This is a genomic window from Acinetobacter sp. TUM15071 (assembly GCF_008980925.1).
Classification (GTDB): Bacteria; Pseudomonadota; Gammaproteobacteria; order Pseudomonadales; family Moraxellaceae; genus Acinetobacter; species Acinetobacter dispersus.
The window spans coordinates 38,311-51,979 of sequence record NZ_BKGB01000024.1 but is presented as its reverse complement, the minus strand read 5'-3'; the positions used below and the strand labels follow the sequence as shown (position 1 = coordinate 51,979).

Annotated in this window: 13 protein-coding genes; all 13 read right to left on the bottom strand. The window is 34.4% G+C overall.

Annotated elements, in window-relative coordinates; translation table 11 throughout:
• On the bottom strand, window positions 1–1,125 hold a 1,125-nt coding region (locus GBI66_RS17815; protein ID WP_151717009.1), incomplete at its 3' end, for a lipopolysaccharide biosynthesis protein.
• A gap of 37 nt (window positions 1,126–1,162) precedes the next feature.
• Window positions 1,163–1,651, bottom strand: coding sequence for a DapH/DapD/GlmU-related protein (locus GBI66_RS17810; protein WP_151717008.1), 489 nt, complete (start codon window positions 1,649–1,651; stop codon window positions 1,163–1,165).
• Between the two features lie 3 nt (window positions 1,652–1,654).
• Window positions 1,655–2,746, bottom strand: a complete 1,092-nt coding sequence (locus tag GBI66_RS17805; RefSeq protein WP_151717007.1) for a hypothetical protein — start codon at window positions 2,744–2,746, stop codon at window positions 1,655–1,657.
• A gap of 11 nt (window positions 2,747–2,757) precedes the next feature.
• Window positions 2,758–3,648, bottom strand: a complete 891-nt coding sequence (locus GBI66_RS17800; protein WP_151717006.1) for a polysialyltransferase family glycosyltransferase — start codon at window positions 3,646–3,648, stop codon at window positions 2,758–2,760.
• Entirely contained in the window at window positions 3,645–4,349 is a 705-nt protein-coding gene (locus tag GBI66_RS17795) for a cytidylyltransferase domain-containing protein (protein ID WP_151717005.1), read from the bottom strand. The genes GBI66_RS17800 and GBI66_RS17795 overlap by 4 nt, the downstream gene beginning before the upstream one ends.
• On the bottom strand, window positions 4,349–5,410 hold the full coding sequence (locus GBI66_RS17790) for a nucleotidyltransferase family protein (protein WP_151717004.1): 1,062 nt from the start codon (window positions 5,408–5,410) through the stop codon (window positions 4,349–4,351). The genes GBI66_RS17795 and GBI66_RS17790 overlap by 1 nt, the downstream gene beginning before the upstream one ends.
• Window positions 5,403–6,044 (bottom strand): sugar O-acyltransferase, encoded by a 642-nt coding sequence (locus GBI66_RS17785; RefSeq protein WP_151717003.1) that lies wholly within the window; start codon window positions 6,042–6,044, stop codon window positions 5,403–5,405. Before GBI66_RS17785 ends, GBI66_RS17790 begins: the two co-directional genes overlap by 8 nt.
• Window positions 6,045–7,139 (bottom strand): N-acetylneuraminate synthase family protein, encoded by a 1,095-nt coding sequence (locus GBI66_RS17780; RefSeq protein WP_151717002.1) that lies wholly within the window; start codon window positions 7,137–7,139, stop codon window positions 6,045–6,047.
• The gene (gene neuC / locus GBI66_RS17775; protein ID WP_151717001.1) at window positions 7,129–8,265 is read right to left on the bottom strand and encodes a UDP-N-acetylglucosamine 2-epimerase; all 1,137 of its coding nucleotides are present in this window, start codon (window positions 8,263–8,265) and stop codon (window positions 7,129–7,131) included. The genes GBI66_RS17780 and neuC overlap by 11 nt, the downstream gene beginning before the upstream one ends.
• A gap of 5 nt (window positions 8,266–8,270) precedes the next feature.
• Window positions 8,271–9,419: a LegC family aminotransferase gene (locus tag GBI66_RS17770; protein WP_151717000.1), complete on the bottom strand. Its 1,149-nt coding sequence runs from the start codon at window positions 9,417–9,419 to the stop codon at window positions 8,271–8,273.
• Window positions 9,419–10,609: a UDP-N-acetylglucosamine 4,6-dehydratase gene (locus tag GBI66_RS17765; RefSeq protein ID WP_151716999.1), complete on the bottom strand. Its 1,191-nt coding sequence runs from the start codon at window positions 10,607–10,609 to the stop codon at window positions 9,419–9,421. The genes GBI66_RS17770 and GBI66_RS17765 overlap by 1 nt, the downstream gene beginning before the upstream one ends.
• 15 nt (window positions 10,610–10,624) lie before the next feature.
• A complete protein-coding gene (gene wecC, locus GBI66_RS17760) occupies window positions 10,625–11,881 on the bottom strand; it encodes a UDP-N-acetyl-D-mannosamine dehydrogenase (protein ID WP_151716998.1) in 1,257 nt (418 codons plus the stop codon).
• Between the two features lie 39 nt (window positions 11,882–11,920).
• Window positions 11,921–13,045 (bottom strand): non-hydrolyzing UDP-N-acetylglucosamine 2-epimerase, encoded by a 1,125-nt coding sequence (wecB, locus tag GBI66_RS17755; RefSeq protein WP_151716997.1) that lies wholly within the window; start codon window positions 13,043–13,045, stop codon window positions 11,921–11,923.
• Window positions 13,046–13,669 lie beyond the last annotated feature (624 nt).

Here is a 13,669-nt window from a genome sequence, read left to right as displayed (position 1 = left end):
ATATGTAATAAATGAAATAAAAGTAGCTATTGCAGCCCCATACCCCCCAATAGCTGGAATAAGTAATAAATTCAACAAAACACCTAACAGCATACTAATAAAAGATATTTTAGCAACCCAACTAGTTTTATCATAAGCATTAATTAAAGGTGTTAAAATTTGGTATCCTATTCTAGAGATAAATGCAGAAATGACGATTAAACTGATAACAATCAGCTGATTACTTATAAATCCAAATTCCACTTTAAAGTAAAAAGAAATATATGCTATACACAATACAATCAAACTAAAAATACATACGCTTACTGAGCACAATAGCAGCCTGCCGAAAAATCCACCAATTAATTTAATTCTATTTTTAATAACAAATGGTGTCCACAAAAGCATTAAACTATCAAGAAAAAGCCCCAAGGAAGAGCCAATCAAATAAGCTTTGCCATACAAACCAACCTCTTCAACCCCTATATAATGCTGTAATATATATTTATCCGAAACATTATTAACTAAAGACATTATTTGTACAAAAAACAAAGGTGCTGTATAGATGATTATTGTTTTAGTAGAAAAATAAGCACTACTTTCTTCCTCAATATTTTTATTAATTAGACTCTCTGACTTAAAAACACATAAGAAAAATGATAAAAGACAAGAAAGCAACAAAGCTAGCAAAAAAATTGAAACAATATCAAAATCCATATATATATACATAATAGCCACAATAATCAAAAAAAATGGTCTCGTGAGCTCTGCTAGCATGTAAATAGATAAATTATTATTAGCTCTTGAAAGCATAGAAACTATCAACAGCAATCCATTTATGTACCCAATAATAGGTAATAAAGAAAACCAAAAAAAATTACTATTTTTTAGAAAAACAAATAAAAATATAGAAATAAAAAGCGATAAAAAAAAGAGAAAGGTGATAATAGGCTTAATACGGCTAAAAATCCTTAACGTGTTTTTCTCATAAAAATACCTAACAACGCCACTAGAAAGGTTAAAACTCAGAAAGGTTATTGCTACAACGAGACTAGATTGAATTAAAGAAATATAACCAAATACTTCATTTGTTGCATGCATAGCTATAATATATGTTGATAAAAGAGTTAGACTCTTAGATAACATCTGGACAGATGCATATCGAAAAACCTTATATCTTTCATTAATGAAACTTTTCAATTTTCTTTAATCCATAATAGTGATTATGATCCCGTTGCTTAATTACAATTGCAGGATTCCCACCAGCAACTGCCAAATCAGGAATATCTTTACTTACTACTGATCCAGCTTGAATAATGCAGCCTTCACCAATTTTTACACCTGGCAAAATAATTACATTCATACCAACCCAAACATTATCACCAATTACGACCTCCTTCTTTATTACCGTATTATCATAAGGTAAGGCACTACCTTTCCAATTATGATTCTGAGTCAAGATAACCAACCCTTTTGCCGAGTGAAAGTTATCTCCTATAATAATCCCGCCTTGACCTTGCAGTTCAGCACCATTTAAGTGATTATTATTACCAAACTCTATAGATCCTATTAATCTAACTCTCCCATTAATTTTTGGTTTATTTGTTTTCTTTAAAATATTTCTATAAATTATATAATAAAATAAACATACAAACTTCTTTAACACCAGCATAGTTTAACCACCTTTAAAATTGAACTTAATGTAATTATATATTATTGCCGAGAAAATGATATCGTAGAATGACAACCCCCAAAGAAAACCATATTGAGATAAAGAAAAAAACAATATAGGAAGAACAATCAATAGCCCACGACCAAATAATATTAAAAATGCAATAAAAAAGAATAGTGTTATCAACAAGCCATTTGATGCGAGAAACTCTAAATAACTATTATGAGCATGCCAAATAGACCCTGAAGTATTCCACCAGAGTTTCGTACCAAAATTACCAAATAAAAGATTCTCGCTCCAAAAATTATAAAAGTAAGAAAATATTTGGTCCCTTCCTGAGAGATCTACAGTTCCTTTCCCTCTTGTTAATTGTTCATAAATTGACTCCCATTTATAAATTACTCCTCCAAATATTGGTATAGATATAAAGAAAAGCCCCCTAAGTGACATTCCAAATAGTATAAATGCAGATATAATGATAGAAATAATTGCAGTTCTATTAAATGTAACAATTAGACCCAATAAAATAAATATTAAAAATAGTATTAGCTCTTTATTAATTTTTTTATTTAATTTAATTTGCATCATAGTTATTATTGCGAGATATACAACTTTAGCTGCCAAGTTGCTTGAATTTGCACTAAAACCAAAAACACGCTTCTGATATAAAATATCAGTATCGGCCAACTCAGAAATAGGAGTTTTATTCATAAAGAAAGTTGGGACACCATGATAATACTCAAAACAACCAACAATAATTTCTATTAATATTAAATATTGTATTAACCTTAAGTCTTTTAAATTTAAAAACTTACCAATTATAAATGCAACTGGCAGCAATATAATGTAGGGAATATTCCCCAAAATACTATTTTCCTGAACATTAGAAATTATAGCACCGTAAAAAATATTTAAATAAGTAACAACTATTGCAACAAAAAACATTGCGATATATGCATAAACCTCTTTTTTGTAAAAAAAAATATCGCTCTTGTGAATAATAGTTTCTCTAATAAAAATAAATGGCACCAATAAAACCAATATCGCTATTGGAAAAAAAACAGTTGTTGAAAGGAATAAAATTAATGCCACCATATTTAACTACCTTACAATTCGACCACACTAATATTATTCATTAAAAAATATGTATACATAAAATCCATTTCATTTTTTATCATATATTTATTTTTTATAGCTGTTGCTTTTATCCCTAAAAACAAAACGGGTAAAGTAATCAATGCCGTGGAATAGCAAGAATAAATTTCTTTAGGAATAGAACCTTTATTTTCCAAAAAGTAAATTTCTATTGGAACTGTTGGTTTAACCACTTTAATATTAGGTATATTATTAATTAAATCTAAATTTTCAACCCTATGAGGTATATAGTAAAGAAATTCATTACTTTCACACTTATTTGCAATTTCACGAACACAGCGCATATAATCTTCCAACGAGAAACCTTTCATAGCCGATACAGGCTGACCAATAAAATATTTCCCCTCATTAATATTTTTTTTATTTTTTTCTTTAATTTTTTCGAAATTATGTTTTATCACTTTTTGACCACTCAAGGGGTCAATATTAAAAAAAGTAAACCAATTACAAACTTTTTTTTCTTTCTTTGACATCTCGAATTGCGCTCTTAATGTAGCAGCACCATCATCAAGATATACAAGCTCTCGCCTCCTAATAAAATAACTTATAAAATTTAATGCTGAAGAATAAACACTTCCAAAATATACTCTCTCATAATATTTAAAATATAAACAAAATAATAAAAATAAATTTCTCAACAAACCCACATATATATTATCGGCATGTAAAACAAATATTTTATAATCTAATCCTAGTTGATTAGCACAGTTAATTAGATGCTTATCATTCAGCCCTCTTCCTGTTTGCCGTATAAGTAATTGATAAGGTACATTTCTATTAACATGTATTGCTTCATATGCACAAAGCAATTGTAACGGTGACTCAACTATGTATAAATTCATTTTATTCTATCCTTAAAAATAGCCTCTGCAATTTTAAAATCTAAAGCTGTATCAATATCAACGGCTGTTTTTAAAGGTGTCTCAAACCCATACACACTTTCATCAAAAAATATTTTAGCTTGTTCTAACAAAGATAGAGTTTCATAAATATAGATTGAACCATTCAAACGGAAAAACTTAGGCAGGTCCTGACTTCTTTTCCCCTGTACCTCTGGACGAATAAAATTAGACATACAGCCATTTTCTGGCAATGTATTTGTCCACATTGGACTGTGCTCAGTTTCAGAAACTGAAACTATCCCTTTAGCGCTTTTCGCAACAAAAAACTCTAATGCGGCGTCTAATTCCGAAACCAAACGCAATGGAGATGTAGGTTGAAGTAAAACAATAAGTTCATTTATCTTATTTATCTGCAAGAAACCAATAGCATGCTTTATAACATCGAAGCTTGATGCATGATCATGTGACAAATATTCTGGACGCACGAATGGCACTTCTGCACCATAGAACTCAGAAACCTCTTTAATCTCTTCGTCATCAGTAGATACAATCACCCGATCGATATACTTAGATGCTTTGGCTGTCTCTATAGACCATGCAATTAGGGGTTTATTACCTAATAATTTTACATTTTTACGTGGCAATCGTTTACTGCCACCACGAGCAGGAATCAAAGCTGTAACCCGATATTGCTCAATCATTAGAACTTACCAAAATCTAAATTAACAATATCTTTTTGCGCGCGGTTATAGTCTTCCATATGACCGATGTCGAGCCAATATTCATGTAAAGGATAGCTTAAAACTTTATTTTTCTTTTCCATTTGCTGTTCTAAGATAGTTGGCATACCAATAAACTGTGCATTAACTTGGGCCAACAATTCAGGTGAAATGACATAAATACCTGTATTAATATCAAAGAAATAACTTGGTTTTTCAGTCATACTTTGTATTACGTTATCTTCGGAGTTTACTACGCCATAAGGAATTTGATATTGGAACTCTCGCACACACATTGTTGCAATAGCTTCACGCTTCTCATGAAAGTCCAATAATTTTTCAAAATTCATATTTGTTAATACATCACCATTAATCACAATGAATGGCAATTTAATCTCTGATGCTGGCAATAAACTTAATGCACCGCCAGTTCCAAGCGGATCATTTTCATGTACATATTGAATCTGTACGTCAAACTTCTCGCCATTACCAAAATGCTCATTAATCACTTCTGGTAAATAGTGGGTAGAAATATAAAATTTGTAAAAGCCTTGATTTTTAAAGCTAGAGATAATGGCTTCTAGTAAGGGCTTACCACCAACAGGTAACATTGGTTTTGGGCATGTATCGGTGAGTGGGCGTAAACGCGTACCAAAACCACCAGCCATAATAAAAACGGGATTTTCTTTACGTTTTTTACGAATCAAATCATCAAGCGTAATAATATTAACTAGCTGATTATTCTTAATTACTGGTAATGCCAAATAACTTTTTTCACGCATGATCTCAAAAATCTGACGGTTATTTAAGCTACCTTCTTCAATACGATAAGGATTAGTATGCATGATTGTTTCTACAGCTGCGTGTAAATCCTGTCCTTTTAAAAGACCTCTACGAATATCACCGTCTGTAATACTTCCGATCAATTGATTATGATCATCAACGACTAAAACAATTCTTAAAGCATATAAATCAAGTAGCTCTAATGCTTTCAAAATTGAATCATTTTTATGCAAAATTATATTATTAACATCTCTAGTCACGATTTAATTCCTTAGCAGGTGATCCAATATATACCTTATTCGGTTCGGTATGTTTCACAACCACAGTACCCGCACCTATAACGGAGTTTTCACCTAAATATTTCAATTGCTCTGGGCTTTTTCCTGGCAAAATAGCAGCATTTGTTCCAATGTAAGTGCCTTGCTTCAAATGAATACAACCAGATACATTAACACCAGGCATGACAGAAACATAGTTTTCTAGAATGCAGTCGTGCCCAATTGTGCTGTTAAAACTTACTATAATAAAATGACCAAAACGACATGAATTTGTAATTCGTGCTCCAGCCGCAATTACCACACCTTTACTATGTTCTAGCAATTCTCGAATCCCATAGCCAAGTGATGATTGAGAATGAATCAAATTGGGATAAGGTAAATCGGGATAAGCTTCATATATTCTTTTACGAATCTTTGGATCAGCAATACCTATCGCATATACCGTATCCGTTAACGTCGATATTGCTGATTCAGGCAAAATGGGGAAACCAAGTAAGGTGTCACCATCTTTGGCATTTCTTTCTAAAAAAAATATATGGCGGTAGCCTTGATCTATTGCTAAATCTACTAGCTCTTTTGCAAAGCCACCTGAACCAAAAATCGCCAGTTTTTTCATTTAAATTTCAATAAAATCGTTCTTTTTAAAACTACGTTTTGCTTTTGTACCAACAACATCCCAATACTTATTTGGTTCTAAACAAACGCGACCTGCTCGTTTTGTTGTGACATTGTCAGAGGTTAAAAGCTCCCCTTCCGCAATATCTGTTTTAGCCACAATACTACGACGTACTAGGTAATAGTTATCGCTCTCTTGCTCTAGCATAAATTTAATACCATCGCCTAAAGCTGCATGTGTTTTATGCAAAATTTCGACATAATGCTTAAATTCATCTGGTTCCATTGATGCTGCATGGTCTGGGCCAGTCATCGTTTTATCTAATGTAATATGCTTCTCGAAAATGCGAGCACCAAGACTTACACCGATAACTGCTGCATATTCATCAAGCGTATGGTCAGAAAATCCTGTTGCCAAATCAAATACATTTTTTAAAGTTGAAATGGATTTAAGATTACTTTCTTCAAATAATGCTGGATATTGAGTCACACAGTGTAAAATAGAAACCTGTTGCTTCAACTGTTTACGTACTGAAATTTTAGAATAAGCTTCTCTAAATAACTGCTGAGATGGTCGAACATCTGTTCCCTTATCGATAACAAATGCAAATACTGATAAGGCCTGTTCAATATCACCTAAGCTAGCTGTTCCTGTAGATAAAATGACATGCTTTTTTGAACAAGCAATTTCATAAAGAAACGGTAAATTTGAAATATCTGCAGATGATACTTTTAAGTAAGGAACATCAATTTCATTTACTAAAAACTGCAAACTATCTGAATCAAAAGGTGTCGAAATAAACGTAATTTTGTGTTCATCACAGAATTTTTTTATTTCTCCTGTTTGCTCATAAGTCAACTCTAAACTTTTCACAAGCTCTAACTGACTCTGACTAGAGCCTGTATTTTCCTTTTGGTACGCCGCCATTTCAGTCTGGTCAGACAGAAGACTATCCGCTTTAAAGGTCTGGAATTTAACTGCATTTGCACCACAATCTTTGGCTTTTAAAACAAGCTCTTTTGCCAATTCGACAGAGCCATTATGATTTACACCAATTTCGGCAATAACATAAACTTCGTCTTGATTAAAGATCATAAAATGGCGCCTTCTTTTTAAAATCAATCTTTTTAATGAGTTCAATTATTTTTTGAGAAGTATTTCCCTGCCCTAAAGGTGGAACAACTTGACTCAATTGGTCATCTGGAAAATCTATCGCTTTTTGCAATGCGTCTAAAATTTCATTTTCATCTAATCTAACATCTAAAATAGATTCGCAACGTAGACGCCCCTTTTGACGATCACCAATATTGACTGTTGGAACCTGTAAAGCTGGAGCTTCTGATAATCCGCTTGATGAGTTACCTACCATTGCTAAAGCATTTTTCAAAACACTTAAATAGTTCTGAATACCAAAGCTTTTCACAAGTAAGACACGATCAGGAAACTGTGCTTTTAAACCTAGCATTGCCTTCACAATATTGGTATTGCCATTATCCGCATTTGGATAACTAAAGATAAAGTTGACATCTTTAATCTGCTTAAGCGCATCAAATAAGGGTGTGACATTTTCTTCTAGCAAATTGGTTTCAGGATGGTACGTGATTAGGAAATATGGCTTTGAAAAATCAAAATCATATAACTCACTCAGTTCTGCAATATTTTTAAATACTGTACGTTGGATATGATCTAAACCAAGCGCACCAACATTGAACACCTTTTCTGGCTGCTCGCCCAACTGAATAATTCGTTTTTTGTATTCTTCCGCTGCTGCAAAATGAATATTGGACATTTTAGTAATGGCGTGACGAATTGACTCATCGTATGCACCTTCAGTAATTTCACCTCCATGCAAATGTGCAACAGGCACATGCATGATTAAAGCAGCTTGCGTTACTGCCAAAGCTTCAAAACGATCACCTAAAACAACTAACAAATCGGGTTGCATACGTTTAAGCGCATCTGCAAATCCAAGCAGACCAACGCCCATCGATTTCACGACTGCGGACGAGGTATCAGCAGACAAGAGCATTTCTATTGATTCAGTAATCTCAAAACCATCTTGTACAATCGTTTTCCACGTTTCACCATGTTCAGGAGAATAATGCATAGCCGTTGCCAGAATTTGTAATTCCAGTTCAGGGTCTTGCTGAATATCTCGCATCAACCAGTACAGCAAACCATATTCAGCTCGAGTTCCTGTAAAAACAGCTATTTTTTTCATCTAAATTACTCCAGAGGAACCGAACTTGGAATATTTACAACGCGCTCTTCCAACCATAAAGAGTTTGTTAGATCACCTTGTAACGCATTTTGATACATTGGCAATCTAGTCATCAGTGTCCAGATTGGACGAGTCATGATTTGGTTTGAATTAGTTTCAGCCAATATTAAATCTCGTTGGTTTTTATCCTGACAAAGAATGGCATTTAACCAATAGTTCGATTGACAATCTTCAGGTTCCACAACAAATGAAACATCACTATCTTTAAAGAAGTTTTGATATTGCTGGGCTAAATCACGCTTTTTAGCAAGGAAGCCTTCTAGACCTTCCATCTGCGCGCAACCCAAAGCAGCGTTCAGATTTGGTAAGCGGTAGTTAAATCCATTCTCATCATGATAGAACTCGTACGGATGAGGCAGCTTGGCGGTTGTCGTAATATGCTTCGCTCTTACACCAAGCTCTTCGTCTTGACATAACACCATGCCACCACCACCCGTGGTAATGACTTTATTACCATTAAAGCTAAGCGCCGATACTAACCCAAATGTACCTGTATGCTTACCTTTATAGTAAGACCCTAAGCTTTCAGCAGCGTCTTCAACTAAGGCAATATTCCATTTTGTTACGACCTGCTGGAGTTCATTCAGTTCTACCGGATGGCCAAAGGTATGCATAGGAACAATTGCAGAAATACGCTTATTCGTAGTTTTATGCTTGCAGATACCTTGATCATCAATAAAAGCATTGTCTTGTAAATAGGTATCCAATGCCTTCGGACATAAGCCTAGGGTTTTTAATGAAACATCAATAAATAATGGTTCAGCACCAATATAAGATAAAGCATTACATGTTGCGACAAAAGTCAAAGCCTGTGTAATAACAATATCTTCACGCTTTACGCCAGCCAACAATAGAGCAATATGTAGTGCCGCTGTTCCATTAACAGTCGCAATGGCTTTAACACAACCTGTAAACTGTTGAACCTTAGCTTCAAAATCATTTACATAAGCACCAACACTAGAGACAAAAGTGCTATCAATTGTATCTAGTACATATTTCTTTTCATTACCAAGAAAACGAGGTTCATGTAATGGAATAAAATTCTTGGTACGATAAATGTCTCGTACAAATTGATTAAATTTAGAAGTATCCATTACATTTTCCCATCTAAATATAAACCTGTTTCTTTGTGTCCAAAATTAGGCATCATATAGTTAAATAGATCAACTATTTCTTCTTTATTCCATTGCTTGTTTAATAGCATCGCATGAATTTTTTCTTCAAATACATGCAATTTATCTTCTTCAACATTTAGCTCGTTTTTAATAACACCTAAATTATTAAAACGTTGCATATCTAGAGTTTCATTATCGGTGAAGAATTCTTCGAAATCTTTCTCACCAGTAGTTGTACTTCCAGCAAATAAACAAGGCCATTTCCCTTGTTTTGGCAAAGTCTGAATTAAGCTACGCGCTTCATCTTCAGACTCACACAAATACGGCTCATATCCAAGGTTAGTAAGATATTTGACTGCGATATCAGCAAAAGTAATAAGGTGTAAATGCTCACTAAGTTTAGGGAAGAAAATATCTCTATTCTCACCTAGTAAACAAGACATCAGGCACAACTCACCTGATTCTTTTGGCGTAACAAAATAACGGCGAATATCATTTGGTGCAGCAATTGGTTGATTTTTCTGAATACGTTGATTAAAACCATGTAGTAAAGAACCATCTGAAAATGCAACATTCGCAAAACGAGCCGTGGAAATATCAATATGCTGACTTTGGCGCATAAGGAACATTTCCATAATACGCTTTGAGCCACCCATCATATTTACAGGGTTAGCAGCTTTATCTGTCGAAACGCAGAAATACTTTTTCACGCCTTTTTCAATAGACTGTTCAATCGTTTTTTCAGTATTTAAAATATTGACATGAATCATTCGCATTAATGTAAACGGATCTTTTTCACTACGCACATGCTTTAAAGCGGAAAGATTTAAAACATAGTCAAAATCACCATCATTCTGAATATATGCATCATACTCAGCAGAGCCAATATCTAATGCAAATGTTTGGAAATCACCATCAATGTAGCCAAACGAGCTACGAATATCACGAACAACTTCTGTTAAATTATTTTCTGAAATATCAACAACATGTAGTTTTTTAGGATTACGTTTAAAAATTTCTTTAACAACTGCTTGACCAATAGATCCCGCCCCACCTAAAACTAAAAACTTTGACGAGGAAACAATTTCGATTAACGTATTATTCCAATGTTGAATATCATCAACAAAAAGCTCTTGTGTTCTGCCAATTAACTCTAAGTAATTACTCATATTATTTTCTCGACCTCAACCCCAAATACCTTTTGTATCAACAATTAAGGTTTCCAACGGTTTGTTTAACTTGAATTCTTTATGGTCAACTAAAACAACATGAATATCCGCAATATCTCGTTCTTTTAAATCAACCAATTGAATGTTACTTGGTAAGTTTTGAGGTAGTTTTTCAATATTAGGTTCAATCGCCAAAATATTTAAACCTTGCTCTGCCAATTTCTTAGTAATTTCTAGCGCAGGGCTCTCACGTAGATCATCGATATCTGGTTTAAAAGCTAAACCATAGCAAGCGATCGTGACATCTTGAATCGTCTTATTTGGATTTGCTTGTAAGAAATCCGCAATTTTAATTTTAACCTGATCAATAACCCATTCAGGTTTGGCATCATTCACTTCACGTGCAGTACGAATCAAGCGTGCTTGTTCTGGTGTCTTTGCCACAATAAACCAAGGATCAACCGCAATACAGTGACCGCCGACCCCTGGTCCTGGCTGTAAAATATTGACGCGCGGATGACGGTTCGCTAGTGAAATCAACTCCCATACATTGATATCTAACTTGTCACAAATAACTGAAAGCTCATTTGCAAAAGCAATATTGACGTCACGGAATGAGTTCTCTGTCAATTTACACATTTCTGCAGTACGAGCATTGGTTTCAATACATGCACCTTTTACAAAGATTTTGTATAAATCACATGCTGCTTTTGAACAACGTGGTGTCATTCCGCCAATAATACGGTCATTACTGATCAATTCTTGTAAAACTTTACCTGGCAACACACGTTCTGGGCAGTGCGCGACTAAAATATCAGCCTCTTCTCCCTTTTGTTGCGGGAAGCTTAAATCTGGACGCGCTTCACTTAACCAAGCCGACATTTGTTCAGTCGCTTCCACAGGTGATGTCGACTCCAAAATAACCAAATTACCTGGCTTTAAAAAAGGTGCTAAAGCCTTAGCAGCAGATTCAATATATTTTAGATCTGGCTGATAATCATCTTTAAAAGGTGTCGGAACTGCAACAATATAAGCATCTGCTTCAGTCGACGCCAATTGAGCAGACAATTTACCCTGAGCAACGACGTCACGGACCAAAGCATCTAAATCAGGTTCAACAATATGAACTTTACCTTGATTAATCATATCTACCGCATGTTGATTCACATCAACACCAGTAACTTTTACCCCATGCGCAGCAAATGTCGCAGCTGTTGGTAAACCAATATAACCTAACCCTATAACGCAGATATGCTTGAATGAATTGCTCATACTCTATACTTTTAAATCAAAATAAATGGAAATTTCGGCTTAGTTCGCTTTAAGAAAATCAATAATTTGCTGACATGAATCACCATCTCCGTACGGATTATGGGCTTCAGCCATCTCAGCATAAATATTTGGATTTTCAAGTAACTCTATGACTGAACGCTCAATAGTTTCTGTATCTGTACCAACTAAACGTACCGTTCCTGCACGAACCGCTTCAGGTCTTTCAGTGGTATCTCGCATAACCAGAACTGGCTTACCCAATGATGGTGCTTCTTCTTGAATACCACCAGAATCGGTCAGAATCAGACAACTACGATTCATCAAATACACAAAAGGCAAATAATCTTGTGGGGCGATCAAGTGAATATTGGCGATACCAGCTAACAGCTCGTTAACAGGTTGTTGTACATTCGGATTTAAATGCACAGGATAAACAATTTGTATGTCGGTGTATTTTTTAGCCAGATTGGCCAATGCTTTACAGATATTTAAAAAGCCTTGGCCAAAATTCTCACGACGATGTCCTGTGACTAAGATCAGTTTTTTATCTGCATCAAGAAATGAAAACTCTTGCTGAAATTGAGTGACCAAAGCCTGGTCTTGTTCAACCTTCTGTTTGACTTGCAGCAAAGCATCAATCACCGTGTTTCCTGTCACGATAATATTTGCAGGATTCACATTTTCTTTAATTAAATTTTCATACGATGATTGGGTCGGTGCAAAATGATAATTAGCAAGTACGCCCGTTAATTTTCGATTGGCTTCTTCTGGCCAAGGGGAATACAAATCACCTGTTCGTAAACCCGCTTCGACATGACCTACTTTTATTTTGTGATAATACGCTGCCAATGAAGCAGCAAAGGTCGTAGCGGTATCACCATGCACCAAAACCACATCGGGCGTCCATGCATCAAAAACCTGTTCTAGCCCTTTAAGTACCCCAGAGGTCACATCTGAAAGTGTTTGCCCTGGTTTCATCAAATTCAAATCAAAGTCTGGTGTTAATTCAAATAAACTCAACACCTGATCCAACATTTGACGATGTTGACCTGTCACACAGACTTTAGTTTCAAAGTCTTCATTAAACTGTTGTAACTTTAAGGCCAAAGGGGCCATTTTTATCGCTTCTGGTCGAGTACCAAATACTAATAAAACTTTTTTCACCCAATTCACCCTTTTTATGTATGACGTTCTATCTATTTATGAGTTTAAATCAAATTAACCCATAAAATATTTCATTCTATTTGCCAATTTTGTCGTGTCATATAGTGCGAAAGAATGATCGCCGCAAGATGAACTTAAATCAATAAATTCAATCAAACACAACCTAAAATGGCAACAAATAACAAGTAATCTTGATCTCTTATTTAAAGCAATCCAACATTGTTTTTGCCACTAAAACTCTTTACCACTTCAATGTGTCAAAGCAAAACTCTTTAACTTTTCTAATACATTGTAGTGACTCAGATTTTATGCATCAATGTCACAAATGCTCCATCTTCCAATCCTTTCGAATACCCTCATCGCTTTAATGGGAACTATGCTATCCCTTTATTACTGCGAAACGGGCGTACTATAGCAGATTTTTAATTTAGCCCCCATTTGAATTGTATGATTGTTTTTAACAACCCAATTCTAAGCATTCCAAATGCTAACTTCTATATTATTCAGATAAACTAAACATACAAACCGAAATGATTCTTTTATGCTTTTTTGATCTTTTTCAGCTAGAATTAGCCCAATTCTAAGTCCAAAGATATGTTGTTGTGTAACAACAGATATAACTAT